Source organism: Pseudomonas sp. PME37.24/006, assembly GCF_055556635.1.
The window spans coordinates 619792-634690 of sequence record NZ_JBVHNL010000001.1; the positions used below are offsets into that span (position 1 = coordinate 619792).

Below are 14899 nucleotides of genomic sequence, written 5' to 3' on the forward strand. Positions count from 1 at the left end.
CCACCGAAGTGGCCCCGACTGGCTTATTGCACCGGCAGTTCTATGGGCGATTGCTGCGGCTGGGCAGCTTCACGCTGGCGTGCAGCTTCCAGTGCATCGGCTTCGGCTTTGGCCTTGGCTTCGGCAGTTTGCTGCAGGGCGTCGAGCTGATCCGGGGTGATTTGCTGCAGACGCTGGGCCAGTTGTTGTACCAGATCACGGCGCATTTCGCTGCGCAGTTGGGCTGACTCCTGGTCGTTGCTGATCAGGTTATTGGAGTCCTGTACGTAGTAGCTCTGCACTTCCAGCTGGTTGTTCAGCAGCAGCAGGTTCTTGGCACCGCGGATCTCGTAGTCCAGGGTCAGAGTGCGCTCGTACTCAACGCTGCGCGCCGAGCTGGTGTAGCTGGCGGAGCGCTGGCTTTCCTGCTCGCGGGCCAGGTACAGCTTGTAGGCGGCGCCCGGGAATACCCGTACACCGTTATTTTCCAGCACTTCGCGAACGTCACGTACGGTATCGCCGTAGCTGTCGCGCGCGCTGACTTCCAGCTCCTTGAGAGCGAACGTCACGTCACCGGTACCGCGCAGCTGGAAGCCACATGCGCCGAGCAGGCTTGCCAGGCCGATTACCAACAGATTGCGCTTGATCATCTCGTTATCCCCTTGTCCTGCCGGCTCCGCTGGCCAGCATGGGCAGGCACGGGTGCCTGCGTTGCCGATACGTTGACCCGGTGCCGGCAGCATGCCGACACCTCAGTTGTCGCCTCAGTTGGCGACGATGTTGACCAGCTTGCCAGGCACCACGATGACCTTGCGGATCGTCAGCCCTTCGGTGAAGCGTTGTACATTTTCGTTGCTGCGTGCAGCCGCTTCCACCGCTTCGCGGCTGGCGTCGGCCGGCACGTCGATCTGGCCGCGCAATTTTCCGTTGACCTGAATCACCAACTGCAGGCTGTCCTGCACCAGGGCCGTTTCGTCCACGATTGGCCATGTGGCATCGATGATCGCTTCCTCGTGACCCAGCTCTTGCCACAGTTCGTGACTGATGTGCGGGGTGATCGGGGCGAGCAGCAGGGCGACGGTTTCCAGGCCTTCCTGCAGCAGAGCGCGTTGTTGATCATTGTCCTGTGGGGCTTTCTCCAGCACGTTCATCAGGGTCATCACCTGAGCGATGGCCGTGTTGAATTTGTTGTGCTGGCCGATATCCTGGCTCGCCTGCTTGATTGCCAGGTGAATGGCACGGCGGACTTCCTTGCTGCTGTCGTCAAGTTTGGCGACATCCAGTACGCCCGGCAGCCCTTTGCTGACGTGGCCCTGAGCCAGGCGCCAGACGCGGCGCAGGAAACGGTTCGCGCCTTCAACGCCGGCGTCTGACCATTCGCAGCTCATGTCGGGTGGGGATGCGAACATCATGAACAGGCGGCACGTGTCCGCGCCGAACTGGTCGATCATCGACTGTGGGTCGACGCCGTTGTTCTTCGATTTGGCCATTTTCTCGGTGCCACCGATTTCCACCGGCAGACCATCGGATTTCAGCTTGGCGCTGATGACCTTGGCCTTGCTGTCACGCTCAAGCTCGACATCGGCCGGGTTGAACCAGGTAAAACCACCATTGGCTTCGCGACGGTAATAGGTGTCGGCGACCACCATGCCCTGAGTCAGCAAGTTCTTGAAGGGTTCATTCGACGACACCAGGCCTTCGTCACGCATCAGCTTGTGGAAGAAGCGCGCGTAGAGCAGGTGCAGGATGGCATGTTCGATCCCGCCGATGTACTGATCGACTGGCAACCAGTGGTCGGCCGCGGATTTGTCTACCAGGCCGCCTTCATAATGCGGCGAAGCGTAGCGAGCGTAGTACCACGAGGACTCGACGAAGGTGTCCATGGTGTCGGTTTCACGCTTGGCCGGGGCACCGCATTTCGGGCAGTTGCATTCGTAGAACTCGGGCATGCGCGCCAGCGGCGAGCCAGCGCCATCGGGTACTACGTCCTCGGGCAGCACGACCGGCAGTTGATCTTCCGGCACAGGTACGTCGCCACAGGCGTCGCAGTGGATGATCGGAATCGGGCAGCCCCAGTAGCGCTGGCGGCTGATGCCCCAGTCGCGCAGGCGGAACTGAGTGCGCGAGGCGCCGAGTTGCTTCTTCAGCAGGGCGACTTCGATGGCGTCGAAGGCACCTTCGAAGTCCAGGCCGTCGAACTCGCCGGAATTGATCAGTTGGCCATGCTCGTTGTACGCGGCTTGCCACGGTGCAGGTGTTTCGTCACCGGCACTGGTACGAACCACGGCCTTGATCGGCAACTGGTACTTGATGGCGAATTCAAAATCACGCTCGTCGTGAGCGGGCACGGCCATGACCGCGCCGTCGCCGTAGTGCATCAGCACGTAGTTGGCGACCCACACTGGCAGTTTCTCGCCGGTCAGAGGGTGTTCGACGAACAGTGGCGTGGGCATGCCACGCTTTTCCTGGGTGGCGACGTCGGCTTCCGCCACGCTGCCTGCTTTGCATTCGGCAATGAATGCCTGCAGCTCAGGGTTGTGCTGTGCGGCCTGGGTCGCCAGCGGGTGTTCGGCGGCCACCGCGACATAGGTCGCGCCCATCAGGGTGTCGGGGCGGGTGGTGAAGACTTTCAGTACACCCGCTGCGCCGATGGAGCCGACGTCGTAGGGGAACTGCACTTCCATGCCACGGGATTTGCCGATCCAGTTGCGCTGCATGGTCTTGACCTGTTCCGGCCAGCCATCCAGTTCATCCAGACTGCTCAAGAGCTCATCCGCGTAGGCGGTGATCTTGAAGTAGTACATAGGGATTTCGCGCTTCTCGATCACCGCGCCGGAGCGCCAGCCGCGGCCGTCGATGACCTGCTCGTTGGCCAGTACGGTCTGGTCGACCGGATCCCAGTTGACTGTGCCGTTCTTGCGGTAGATCACGCCTTTCTCGAACAGGCGAGTGAACAGCCATTGTTCCCAGCGGTAGTAATCCGGCTTGCAGGTGGTGATTTCGCGTGACCAATCCACCGCCAAGCCCAGGCTGCGCAGCTGGGTCTTCATGTAGGCGATGTTTTCGTACGTCCACTTGGCAGGGGCCACGTTGTTTTTCATGGCGGCGTTTTCCGCCGGCATGCCGAAAGCATCCCATCCCATGGGCTGCAACACGTTCTTGCCCTGCATGCGTTGGTAGCGCGCGATCACGTCACCGATGGTGTAGTTGCGCACATGGCCCATGTGCAGCTTGCCGCTCGGGTAGGGGAACATTGACAGGCAATAGAACGTGTCCTTGCCGGGCTGCTCGCTCACTACAAAGGATTTCTGCGAGTCCCAGTGGGATTGCGCGGCGGCTTCGATTTCGCGTGGCTGATACTGTTCGTGCATGGCTACTTGCGCTAGGGAAAGGGGCTTTCGGGAAACGCCGTAGCATACATGACCCCCCTTGACGGTGGGAAACGTTGATTGCTCTGCTGGGCGTGTACGTAGCCGTTTGTCGCGGTGCCCGGCTCTCTTTGGGGCGAGCGCTAAGCTCAGTTGCAGGGCGTGCTGCCCGGAGGTGTGCGATGGAGCATTTAACAGGTGTCGACGACGAGGCTGATCCCTACGGGCGTTTGCTGGAACGGCTGACTTCAGCACTTGATGAAGCCAGCAGCCTGGCACATTTATCCGCAGAACCGCCCGCTGAAATGGAGGTACGTGGGTTGTCCACTGCCGAACTGGCACTGATCACCGCCTACCTTGCCAATGATCACGACTGGCTGAAAGATTGGCATGCCACGGCTGTTCAGCAATATTCATCTGCCGCCGTGTTTTCTGAGCCTATTCGACCACCGTTCAAGCGTCAGTCGCTCTTCTATTGTGGGCAGTACTGGCATGCCCCTGCTGTGCTTTTACGCGATGCGTAACGTACCGGTAATTGCCTGTTCGTAGATTTCGTCTGGCTGCCTTCATCACATTCAAAGGCGCCTCGGCTTGCGCTGAAACGAGAACAAACTCTAGGCTTCGACCCTTTTGTGGAGGTGCTCGATGCCGTTTCGCTACATGCTCAAGCAATTCTTCATGCCGCCCGGCATTCTCCTGCTGCTGCTCATGCTCGCCTGGTTTCTGCGGCGGCGCTTTCCGCGACTGGCGGCAGGCTGTTTCGCTATCGGGTTGGGTGGGTTGTGCTTGATGAGCCTACCGGTGACGGTGGAGTGGACGGCGCGACTGATCGAGCGTGAGCCTGCTTTGCTTGCGCAGCAGTGGGCTCAATTGGCGCAACGTGCGGACGCTATCATCGTCTTGGGTGGCGGGCGGGAGTCTGCAGACCCAGCGTGGGACGGTGATCAGCCCAGTGCCATAGCGTTGGAGCGTACCCGCTATGCGGCGCGTCTGGCCAAGACTTCCGGCTTACCGGTGCTGACCACCGGTGGGCTGCATTTCGGTCGGCCGCCGAGTGAGGCGGCGCTAATGGCTGACGTGATGAGTGTGGATTTCGGCGTCGAAGTGCGCTGGCGCGAAGAACGCAGCCGTACGACCTGGGAAAACGCGCTAGAAAGCGCCTCCATGCTACAGCCCGAAGGTATTCGCCGTGTGGTGCTGGTGACGCAGGCCTGGCATATGCCCCGCTCGCGCTGGAGTTTCGAGCAGGCAGGCTTTGATGTGGTGGCAGCGCCGGTGGGGTTTATCGGCGTGCCCAATGACCGCCCGCTAGGCGGTTGGCTGCCAGAGGGCAAGGCTTTCTGGCAAAGCACCTTGCTGCTCAATGAAGTGATCGGTTCCCTTGCCTACCCACTGGTCTATGGGCGTTAAGCCGGTACTGGCACAGATGTGGCGGAAGCGGCCGTTCGTTGTGGTGCGCCAATTGGTGGGCTGAAGCCCACCTTACCCAAGATGCGCGGCTGTAGGTTGGGCTTCAGCCCACCAAATCGAACGTCCGCTTTCGCCTTATGGCCGTCGTTGAGCCGTTACGCCACACCCTTGCGGCGTCGGGCCAAAGCCCAGCCCAACAGCAGGGTACACAGGATGATCAGTGGCCAAGAGCGCCATTGCAGGTATGGCGTCAGGTGCTGCATGGGCTGCACTTCACCGTAAAGGGTGCCTTGCTCGAACTGCGGCAGGCGCTCGGTGATGCGGCCGAAGGGGTCGATCAGCACGGTCACGCCATTGTTAGTGGCACGAATCATCCAGCGGCCGGCCTCCAGGGCGCGCATCTGGGCCATCTGCAGGTGTTGTAAGGGGCCGATCGAGGTGCCGAACCAGGTGTCGTTGCTCACCGTTAGCAGCAGATCGCTCTGCGCGGAGAGGTTGGCGGCGAACTCGGGGTAGACCACTTCGTAGCAGATGAATGTCGCGATGCGATGCCCTTTGGCTTCCAGCAGCGGTTGATCGGCCGCGCCGCGGGCGAAATCGGACATCGGCAGGTCGAAGAAGGCGATCAGGCCGCGCAGCACTTCCTGTAGCGGTACGTATTCACCGAAAGGTACCAGCCGCTGTTTGAGGTAATCGCCGCTACCCTGGCCGAGCACGCTAACGCCATTGTAGTAACGCTGTTCGCCACGCTCGTTGGGCTGACGGATCGGCACGCCGGTAATCAGTGCACTCTGGCGGTCGCTGGCGAAACGATCCATCACGCTGAGATAGCCAACGGCTTGTTCCTTGAGCACCGGCACTGCGGTTTCCGGCCAGATCAGCAAATCGGTCGGTTTACTGCTGAAACTCATGTCGCGGTACAGCGCGAGTTGCGCATTGAGCTGTGCCGGATCCCACTTGAGGTTCTGTTCCACGTTGCCCTGAATGGCCACAACGCTGAGCGGCTCGCCTGCCGGCGCGGTCCAGGCGTGACCCTTGAGCAGCGTGCCGCTCAGCCAGGTCGCGATCAACAGGCCCAGTGCTGCAGCCAGTTGCGGCTTATGCCGATAGAGCCGCGTCAGGTTGACCAGCAGCGCTGCGCTCAGCGCCAGCGCAAAGGACAACAGCCACACACCGCCCACTGGCGCGAGGCCAGCCAGCGGGCCGTCGAGCTGGCTGTAACCGGCGTAGAGCCACGGGAAACCGGTGAGGAACCAGCCACGAAAAGCTTCCTGGACGACCCACAAGGCAGCGAACGTCAGGGCGTCCGTTACCGGCGATGCATTGCGGCGCAGCACTAGCGCCCACAGCCAGCCCAACAGAGCAAAGAAAAGACCGAGGCCGGCAACGAAACCCAGGGTCAGGAACGCTGCCAGAGGCGGTGAGGCTGCACCGTAGTCGTGAATGCTCACGTACACCCAGCTGGTGCCGGAGGCGAATAGGCCGAAACCGTACCACCAGCCGCGCCACGCGGCCTGGCGCGGTGTCAGGTCGCGTAGTCCGCGGTAGAGCAAGGCGATCGACAGCAGCACCAACGGCCAGATGCCGTAAGGCGCCAGGGCAAGGGTGGTAAGTGCGCCTGCGAGGAGGGCGACCAGATTGCCGGGCCAGCCGGAGCGGAACAGTCGATTCATCGGGATGCTCGTGAGGGGAGTGAGAGGCGCCCTGTTTACAGGGCGCTACAATGCGTCAGCGGGCCAGCGGCGTTAGACGCAGCAGATGCACGCGGCGGCTGTCGGCATTCAGTACGCGGAAGCGGAACTCGCCGATCACCGTCACTTCGTTACGCTTGGGCAGGTGGCCGAAGGCGCTCATCACCAGGCCGCCGACGGTGTCGAACTCGTCGTCGGAGAAGTCGGTGGTGAAGGCTTCGTTGAAGTGGTCGATAGGCGTCAGCGCCTTGACCAGGAAGTCGCCGCTGGGCAGCGGTTTGACGTAGCTGTCTTCCTCGACGTCATGCTCGTCTTCGATGTCGCCGACGATCTGCTCGAGCACGTCTTCGATGGTCACCAGGCCGGCGACGCCACCGTATTCGTCGATCACCACGGCCATGTGGTTGTGATTGGCGCGGAACTCGCGCAGCAGCACGTTGAGGCGCTTGGACTCTGGTACGAAAGTCGCCGGGCGCAGCATGTCGCGGATGTTGAAGTCGGGCTGGTCGGCTAGCAGCAGCGGCAGCAGATCCTTGGCGAGGAGGATGCCGAGCACGTCATCGAGGGTTTCGCCAATCACCGGATAGCGTGAGTGCGCCGCTTCGATGATCACCGGGAGGAATTCTTTGGGAGACTGGCTGGCCTTGATGGTGACCACCTGGGAGCGCGGCACCATGATGTCGCGAACCTGCAGATCCGCGACCTGGATGGCGCCTTCGACGATGGCCAGGGCCTCGCTGTCGAGCAGTTTGTTCTGGTGCGCATCGCGCAGAACTTCCAGCAGTTCCTGGCGGTTCTTCGGCTCATGAGCAAAAGCCTGGGTCAGTTTATTCAACCAGGACTTCTGCTCGTTGCTCGATCGGTCTTCGCTCATGGGGGTTTACTCGGGATCCTTGCTTCTATTCGTCGCCGGCATACGGGTCGGGATGACCCAGCTCGGCGAGCAATAATCGTTCCAGCGCTTCCATTTCCTCGGCTTCCTCATCATCGATGTGGTCGTAGCCGAGCAAGTGCAGGCAGCCGTGTATCACCAGATGCGCCCAATGCGCTTCCAGTGTCTTGCCTTGTTCGATGGCTTCGCGCTCGACCACTGGTACGCAGATCACCAGGTCGCCGAGCAGCGGGATATCCAGCAACTCGTCAGGCACATCGGCGGGAAAGGACAGTACGTTGGTGGCGTAGTCCTTGTTTCGCCAGGTGTGGTTGAGCTCGCGGCCTTCGGCCTCGTCGACCAGGCGGATAGTCAGTTCCGAGTCTGCCGTGCGCTGGCGCAGGGCCAGCTCACACCAGGCTTGAAAAGCGCTTGGCACGGGCAACTGGTCGCCGTTACTGGCGACCTGCAGATCCAGCTCGATCATGTGTCTGACCTGGCACCCGGGTCGTTGTCCGCCGGCCGGCGGTCGAAGGGCTTGTGATCGGCTTCGAAGCGCTCGTAAGCCTCGACGATGCGCTGCACCAACGGGTGACGCACGACGTCCTTGGGCTTGAAGTGGGTGAAGCTGATGCCAGGTACGCCATTGAGCACCTCCAGCACGTGAGTCAGGCCACTTTTGGTGCCGCGCGGCAGGTCAACCTGGGTAATATCACCGGTGATTACCGCCGTAGAGCCGAAGCCGATGCGGGTCAGGAACATCTTCATCTGTTCCATCGTGGTGTTCTGGCTCTCATCGAGAATGATGAAGCTATTACTCAGTGTACGGCCGCGCATGTAAGCCAGCGGCGCGACTTCGATCACCTGCTTCTCGATCAGTTTGGCGACCTGTTCGACGCCCAGCATCTCGTAGAGCGCGTCGTACAGCGGGCGCAGGTAAGGGTCGATCTTCTGCGACAGATCGCCGGGCAGGAAGCCCAGCTTCTCACCGGCCTCGACCGCCGGGCGCACCAGCAGAATATGGCGGATCTGCTCACGTTCCAGCGCATCGACAGCACAGGCAACAGCCAGGTAGGTCTTGCCGGTACCGGCTGGGCCGATGCCGAAGTTGATGTCGTGGTCGAGGATCGCTTTAACGTAAAGCTGCTGGTTGGCACCACGCGGCCGAATCATGCCCTTGCGGGTGCGCAAGGCGATGTTGGTGTGGGCGCTGGGGTTGTTCAACTCCTCGATGCCCGATTCCTGCAGGAACAGGTGCACCATGTCCGGCGACAGCTCGGCGCTCTCGGCTTCGCGATACAAACGACGGATCAGGTGCTCGGCAGAAGTGGTCTGCTTTGGCTCGCCGAGCAGCTCGAACTGATTGCCGCGGTTACGAACCTCGATACCCAGACGCGATTCGATCAGGCGCAGATGCTCGTCGAATTGCCCGCTGAGATTGGCGAAGCGCTTGGCTTCAAAGGGTTCGAGGGTGAAACGATGAGGTTCTATGGATGTATTCAAAGTTGTATTTTGGCCGCCAGTCGGCTGAGTTGAAGGCAGAGAATAGCGCTAGCCGTCGCCGGGGGAAAGCACGGCCGACGACTGCGCTCCCAGAGCGTGCCTCGACCGGTGCTGGGCTCAGTGGCGCTCGATCAGGGTGCCGCGTAGAGAATGCGGCATCGCCTCGTCGATATGCACATCGACGAACTGGCCGATCAGCTGCGGGTTGTCACATGGGAAGTTGACGTAACGGTTGTTCTCGGTACGGCCCTGCAGCTTGCCGGGATCCTTTTTCGAGAAGTCGTTGACCAGAATGCGCTGCACGCTGCCGACCATGCGTCGGCTGTTCTCGAAGCCTTGCTGGTTGAGCCGGTTCTGCAGGATTTGCAGGCGCTGCTTTTTCACTTCTTCTGAGGTGTTGTCGACCAGATCGGCCGCCGGCGTGCCAGGGCGCGAGCTGTAGAGGAAGGAGTAGGAGAAGTCGAAACCGACATCCTCCACCAGCTTCATGGTCTGCTCGAAGTCCTTCTCGGTTTCGCCGGGGAAACCGATGATGAAGTCCGAACTGATGACGATGTCCGGCACTGCAGCCCTGAGCTTGCGGATACGCGACTTGTATTCCAGTGCGGTGTGGTTGCGCTTCATCGCCGCGAGAATGCGGTCGGAGCCCGATTGCACCGGCAGATGGAGGAATTTCACCAATTCCGGGATCTCGGCGTGGGCCTTGATCAGTGCGTCGGAGAATTCCAGCGGGTGGCTGGTGAGGTAGCGAATGCGGTCGATGCCATCGACCGCCGCGACCAGGTACAGCAGTTCGGCGAAATCGGCGATGCCGCCTTCGCGCGTGGCGCCACGGTAGCCGTTGACGTTTTGCCCCAGGAGGGTCAGTTCACGCACGCCGTTTTCGGCCAGATGGATGATTTCGGTCAGCACATCGTCCAGCGGGCGGCTGACTTCCTCGCCGCGGGTGTAAGGCACCACGCAGAATGTGCAGTACTTGCTGCAGCCTTCCATCACGGACACGAGCGCGCTGGGGCCGTCGACGCGAGGCTCAGGCAGGCGGTCGAACTTCTCGATCTCGGGGAAGGAAACATCCACTTGGGCGATCTTGGTGTTGCGTGCCGCATCGATCATCTCTGGTAGGCGATGCAGGGTCTGCGGGCCAAAGACCACATCGACATAGGGTGCGCGATCACGAATCGCCGCACCTTCCTGGCTGGCCACGCAGCCACCGACGCCTATCACCAGATCCGGGTTCTCCAGCTTCAACTCACGCCAGCGGCCCAGCTGAGAGAACACCTTGTCCTGGGCTCTTTCGCGGATCGAGCAGGTATTGAGCAGGATGATGTCGGCGTCTTCCGCACGCTCGGTCACTTCCAGGGCCTGATGCTCGCCCAGCAGGTCGACCATGCGCGAGCTGTCGTACTCGTTCATCTGGCAACCGTGGGTTTCGATATAGAGCTTCTTGGTCATGGCACTGCCTGGCGTGATTGAAAAATAGTGCGAAGAATTTTTAACGTCGCGTCAGCGACGATCCACAGGATGGCCGCCAACAGCGGAGGCCATAAATATGACCGCGCAGTATAAGGGCCTTGGCCGACCGAGGCCACAAGCTATGGACAAGAGGAGGCGACCTCGTGCCCAGTAGGCGTGCTAAGATTCGCGCCCTCTTATTGACTGCCAGCCAATAGCTACCCATGACCAAGCGTGAACCGATCTACAAGGTGATTTTCCTCAACCAGGGCCAGGTGTTCGAAATGTACGCCAAGCAGATCTTTCAAAGTGATCTGTGGGGGTTTCTGGAAATCGAGGAATTCGTCTTTGGCGAGCGCACCCAAGTGGTCGTCGATCCTAGCGAAGAAAAGCTCAAGGCCCAGTTCGATGGCGTGGTGCGTAGCTTCGTGCCGATGCATTCGATCGTGCGCATCGATGAAGTCGAACGCCTGGGTACGCCGAAGATCAGCGAGGCCAAGGGCGGCGGCAATATCATGCCGTTCCCCATGCCGATGCCTGACAAATAAGCTACAGAGTGCAGGTTGCCGGCAACAAGTCGGTTTTGATAGCCGCCTGGCTGAGGTGACTTACTTCAGTGGTGCGAAAGGCGAGAGGCCGTCGGCGGCCTGCAGTTCCTGCAGGTAGTTGCGGAAGATCTGCCCCAGCACCTGTGTGGCGACTTCCAACTCGGCTCTTGGCATCTGCAGCGAGACTTCGTCGGCGCTGTCCATGGCCTCGTCGGAGCCGTTGACTGCCGCCATCTTCAGCACGATATAGGCTTGCACGTTGTTCGCGGCCACACCCTCGCCACGGAAAAACATCATGCCCAGGTGATATTGCGCCTGCGCATGGCCCTGCAGGGACGCGCGCTCGAACCAGCTGAGTGCCTGGGGAAGGTCGCGCTCGGTAGCCCTGCCGTCGTAATAAAACTCGCCAAGCTCGTACTGCGCCTGGGCATCGCCGCCTTCGGCGCTCTGCTGGCAGGCCTGTAATGCATCGGGCAGGTCTTCAGGCGCGACGCTCAGCGAGCAACTGCCAGTTGCCGGAATCAGCAATGAGTTTCCGTCCGCCAGTGCAAGCAATGGCAGCAGGAGCAACAGGCAGCCCAGAGACAGGGTGCGGCCGGTGCGCTTCATGAAGATCCGAATACCTCGAGGTGCTGACAGGGTGGGTTCCTGGCAAGACAAATGCGTCCGCCATCACATTATGAAATAAGCCGCACCGTTCTTACAAAGTGTTTGCCGGATTTTCTGCCCCGTCGTGGCGCGATTGCGTGGTTATTGCCCGCAAATCACGCCATGACATGGCTCAAGCCCGCATGCTGGTACGCCTTACCAGGTGATCAGCCGCTGTTTTACAGGTTGCAGCATTATGCGCGCTGATAAGCATCTGCTCCGCATAGTGGTGGGTTATTGCGCCTGTTTGAGAGCGGTGAAGGCGCGCTCTGCTGCGTCAAGAGTCAGCTTCAGCTCGCTTTCGCCGTGGGCGATAGAAGTGAAGCCTGCCTCGAACGCGCTCGGTGCCAGGTACACGCCGCCTTCCAGCATCAGGTGGAAGAAGCGCTTGAAGCGCTCTGCATCGCTGGCCATCACGTCGTCGAAGGTGACGATGTCGTCGGCGCCGCTGAAATACAGCCCGAACATGCCGCCCGCCTGGGTGGTGACGAAGGGAATGCCGGCCGCATCGGCGCGCAGCTGCAGGCCCTGCAGCAACTTGCTGGTGTAGTCGCCCAGTTCGGCATGGAAGCCTGGCCGGCTGATCAATTTCAGGGTAGTCAGGCCGGCGGCCATGGCCAGCGGGTTGCCCGACAACGTACCGGCCTGGTAGACCGGGCCGAGCGGCGCGATGCGCTCCATGATCGCGCGCTTGCCGCCGAAGCAGCCAACCGGCATACCGCCACCGATGATCTTGCCAAAGGTCGACAGATCCGGTGTTACACCGTAGTGCGCCTGGGCGCCACCGAGGGCGACGCGGAAGCCAGTCATCACTTCATCGAAAATCAGTACTACGCCGTGTTGGTCGCAGAGGCTGCGCAAGCCTTCGAGGAAACCAGGCGCTGGCGGTACGCAATTCATGTTGCCGGCGACCGGCTCGACGATGATGCACGCGACTTCAGTGCCGACCTTGGTGAGCATCTCGGCGACCGCGTCGATGTCGTTGAAAGGCAGGGTCAGGGTGTGCTTGGCGAAAGCCGCCGGCACGCCCGCCGAGTTCGGCACGCCCTGGGTCAAAGCGCCGGAGCCGGCTTTGACCAGCAGGCTATCGGAGTGGCCGTGGTAGCAGCCTTCGAACTTGATGATGCTGTCACGGCCGGTGTAACCACGGGCCAGACGAATGGCGCTCATTGTCGCTTCGGTTCCGGAGCTGACCATGCGCACCATTTCCATGGATGGCACCAGCGCGCAGACCAGGTCGGCCATTTCGGTTTCCATAGCGGTTGGCGCACCGTAGGACAGGCCGTGTTCAAGCTGGCGGCGCACCGCGTCGATCACTTCGGGGTGGCTGTGGCCAAGAATCATCGGGCCCCAGGAACCCACGTAATCGACATAGCGCTTGTCGTCCTCATCCGTCACGTAGGCGCCTTCTGCATGCTTGAAGAACAGCGGCGTGCCGCCAACGCTCTTGAAGGCGCGAACCGGCGAGTTGACGCCACCGGGGATGTGTTTCTGGGCGTTGGCGAAGAGGATTTCGGAGCGTGACATGGTAGAGCCTCTTGGAAATGAATTAGGCCGATTGGAACAGGGCGCTGAAGGCATGCGCGCGGCGCTCCACTTCGGCAGCGGAATCGGCGGCGAACAGGGCGTGGATCACCGCGATCATGCTGGCGCCCCTTTCGATCAAGGGGGCGGCGTTATGCAGGTCGATGCCACCGATGGCGACGATCGGCAACTGCACGCGTGCCTTGGCGCTGGCCAGCAGGTCGAGCGTGGCCGCTGGTGCGCCGGGTTTTGTGTGGGAATTGAAGAAGCGCCCGAAGGCCACGTAGCTGGCGCCTTCGCGGGCAGCATGTTCAGCCAGATCCAGGCGCGCGTGGCAGGTGCCGCCGATGACCGCCTTGCGTCCGAGCAGGGCGCGGGCCACGGCCAGCGAACCATCTTCCTGGCCCAGGTGCAGGCCGACACCCAATCGGGCGGCCAGCTCGGCGTCGTCATTGATGATCAGCGCCGCGCCGTAGCGTTCGCAGAGACCACGCAGGGCCTCGGCCTCGCGCAAGCGGCGGGCTTCATCATCGAACTTGTCGCGGTATTGCAGCACGCGTGCACCGCCAGCCAGGGCCGCCTCGACATAGGGCAGCAGCTTGCCGCCAGCGAGCAGTTGGCTATCGGTGATCGCGTACAGACCCCTTAGCTTGGCGCGGTGGGCGGGCATCAGGAGAGATCCAGCGGCAGGCGGCGAGGGATGAACTGGCCGCGGCCCGGTTGCTCGGCGTCGCGCAGGGTACGCCAGGTGTAATCCAGGGCGGTTTCGACTGCGCTGATAAGGTCTTGTCCCAAAGCTATTCGGCCAGCGAGGGTGCTGGCCAAGGTGCAGCCGGAACCGTGGTAGCTGCCGGGCAGCCGTGGGCAGGTAAAGGTGTGCTGGCTGCCATCGCGCAGGTACAGGCGATTATGCACCACATCGCTTTCGTCGCCATGGCCGCCGGTGATCAGCAGGTGGCGGATGTGCGGCAGCAGCTTGTCCGCACATTCGTCAGCCGTGCCGTCTGGCAGTCCGGCAAGGATGCGTGCTTCCGGCAGGTTGGGCGTGGCGATGGTGGATACCGCGAACAGACGCTCGCGCATGGCGAAACCAACTTCGTCCTTGCCCAGGGCGCCGCCACCGCCGGCACGCAGTACCGGGTCGCAGACCAACGGCACACCGGGCAGTTTGTCCATGATCATCAGTACGGTTTCGACCATCTCAACCGAGCCGAGCATACCCAGCTTGACCGCCGCTACCGGCATGTCGGCGATCACCGCATGGGCCTGAGCGAGCACCCAGTCGCGGTCGAGTACGCGAAAGTCGCTGACGTCGACGGTGTCCTGCACGGTCAGTGCGGTCACCGCAGGAGCCGCGTGGCAACCCTGGGCCAGCAGCGCTTCGATATCGGCCTGCAGGCCAGCGCCGCCGCTCGGATCGTGACCGGAGAGGCACAGTACCACTGGGCGCGAGGGGGCGAGGCGGGCGGTGCTGCGCGCGTAATCAGGGAGGCCGAAGTCGATCATCTGTGTCACGGGTTCCGGTTGACGGGTACGGCGGCAACTGCAGTACCTGGTTGATCGGGGTTCGCCGCAGCGGTTAGCTGGCGGCGTTTTCGTGGGGCGCGAGCTTAACATTTAATGAGTTACGGTGAGGCTGGATAGTCTCGCCGCTCAGGTGAGAGGCCAGTGCTATCGATGCTCCGGCATCCTATGTTGGATTTACACGCATACTGGTGTGCTACCCATCGAATGCCTGGCGGAGGTCGCCGCCGGGGCTCTACTGCGCTTACCTGCACAATGTACTCCCCGATTTTTCGTCGCCGTAGCGCTTGCGATAAAGCGCTGGCAGACTCTAGAGTTGCCGGCATTCCTATTTCGAGCCGTGCAAGCCAGTATCATCAAGAGGGCGTGGGGCCTTACGGT

General features: G+C 61.5%; 14 protein-coding genes. 3 read left to right on the top strand and 11 right to left on the bottom strand.

Annotation, left to right across the window (positions count from 1 at the left end; genetic code table 11):
- Positions 1 to 23: 23 nt before the first annotated feature.
- Together ACZ3GY_RS02860 and leuS are read right to left on the bottom strand one after the other, a co-directional pair.
- The gene (locus ACZ3GY_RS02860; RefSeq protein WP_465908865.1) at positions 24 to 629 is read right to left on the bottom strand and encodes an LPS-assembly lipoprotein LptE; all 606 of its coding nucleotides are present in this window, start codon (positions 627 to 629) and stop codon (positions 24 to 26) included.
- 114 nt (positions 630 to 743) lie between these two features.
- Positions 744 to 3350 carry a leucine--tRNA ligase gene (gene leuS, locus ACZ3GY_RS02865; protein ID WP_465908866.1) on the bottom strand — a complete coding sequence of 869 codons (2607 nt, stop codon included), beginning with the start codon at positions 3348 to 3350 and terminating at the stop codon, positions 744 to 746.
- 179 nt (positions 3351 to 3529) lie between these two features.
- Between leuS and ACZ3GY_RS02870 the strand changes: the two genes are divergently transcribed.
- Together ACZ3GY_RS02870 and ACZ3GY_RS02875 are read left to right on the top strand one after the other, a co-directional pair.
- Positions 3530 to 3871, top strand: a complete 342-nt coding sequence (locus tag ACZ3GY_RS02870) for a hypothetical protein (RefSeq protein WP_465908867.1) — start codon at positions 3530 to 3532, stop codon at positions 3869 to 3871.
- 121 nt (positions 3872 to 3992) lie between these two features.
- Entirely contained in the window at positions 3993 to 4757 is a 765-nt protein-coding gene (locus ACZ3GY_RS02875) for a YdcF family protein (protein ID WP_465908869.1), read from the top strand.
- A gap of 155 nt (positions 4758 to 4912) precedes the next feature.
- On the opposite strand, the gene lnt is transcribed toward ACZ3GY_RS02875, so the two are convergent.
- From lnt to miaB, 5 genes are all read right to left on the bottom strand, one after another.
- On the bottom strand, positions 4913 to 6430 hold the full coding sequence (gene lnt / locus ACZ3GY_RS02880) for an apolipoprotein N-acyltransferase (protein ID WP_465908870.1): 1518 nt from the start codon (positions 6428 to 6430) through the stop codon (positions 4913 to 4915).
- A gap of 55 nt (positions 6431 to 6485) precedes the next feature.
- Complete coding sequence (locus ACZ3GY_RS02885) at positions 6486 to 7322, bottom strand: CorC family transporter (protein WP_225834744.1); 837 nt, start codon at positions 7320 to 7322, stop codon at positions 6486 to 6488.
- A gap of 25 nt (positions 7323 to 7347) precedes the next feature.
- Positions 7348 to 7806, bottom strand: a complete 459-nt coding sequence (ybeY, locus tag ACZ3GY_RS02890; RefSeq protein WP_465908871.1) for an rRNA maturation RNase YbeY — start codon at positions 7804 to 7806, stop codon at positions 7348 to 7350.
- Positions 7803 to 8822, bottom strand: a complete 1020-nt coding sequence (locus tag ACZ3GY_RS02895; RefSeq protein ID WP_465908873.1) for a PhoH family protein — start codon at positions 8820 to 8822, stop codon at positions 7803 to 7805. Before ACZ3GY_RS02895 ends, ybeY begins: the two co-directional genes overlap by 4 nt.
- A gap of 117 nt (positions 8823 to 8939) precedes the next feature.
- Positions 8940 to 10274: a tRNA (N6-isopentenyl adenosine(37)-C2)-methylthiotransferase MiaB gene (miaB, locus tag ACZ3GY_RS02900; protein ID WP_465908874.1), complete on the bottom strand. Its 1335-nt coding sequence runs from the start codon at positions 10272 to 10274 to the stop codon at positions 8940 to 8942.
- 224 nt (positions 10275 to 10498) lie between these two features.
- On the opposite strand from miaB, the gene ACZ3GY_RS02905 reads away from it, so the two are divergent.
- Positions 10499 to 10822: a DUF1820 family protein gene (locus ACZ3GY_RS02905; protein WP_463563847.1), complete on the top strand. Its 324-nt coding sequence runs from the start codon at positions 10499 to 10501 to the stop codon at positions 10820 to 10822.
- 60 nt (positions 10823 to 10882) lie between these two features.
- Here ACZ3GY_RS02905 and ACZ3GY_RS02910 read toward each other — a convergent pair whose 3' ends face one another.
- From ACZ3GY_RS02910 to ACZ3GY_RS02925, 4 genes are all read right to left on the bottom strand, one after another.
- Positions 10883 to 11431 carry a tetratricopeptide repeat protein gene (locus tag ACZ3GY_RS02910; RefSeq protein WP_465908875.1) on the bottom strand — a complete coding sequence of 183 codons (549 nt, stop codon included), beginning with the start codon at positions 11429 to 11431 and terminating at the stop codon, positions 10883 to 10885.
- A 273-nt stretch (positions 11432 to 11704) separates the two neighbouring features.
- On the bottom strand, positions 11705 to 12997 hold the full coding sequence (gene hemL / locus ACZ3GY_RS02915) for a glutamate-1-semialdehyde 2,1-aminomutase (RefSeq protein ID WP_465908876.1): 1293 nt from the start codon (positions 12995 to 12997) through the stop codon (positions 11705 to 11707).
- A gap of 22 nt (positions 12998 to 13019) precedes the next feature.
- Positions 13020 to 13664: a thiamine phosphate synthase gene (gene thiE / locus ACZ3GY_RS02920; protein WP_465908878.1), complete on the bottom strand. Its 645-nt coding sequence runs from the start codon at positions 13662 to 13664 to the stop codon at positions 13020 to 13022.
- Positions 13664 to 14500 carry a bifunctional hydroxymethylpyrimidine kinase/phosphomethylpyrimidine kinase gene (locus tag ACZ3GY_RS02925; RefSeq protein ID WP_465908879.1) on the bottom strand — a complete coding sequence of 279 codons (837 nt, stop codon included), beginning with the start codon at positions 14498 to 14500 and terminating at the stop codon, positions 13664 to 13666. Before ACZ3GY_RS02925 ends, thiE begins: the two co-directional genes overlap by 1 nt.
- Positions 14501 to 14899 lie beyond the last annotated feature (399 nt).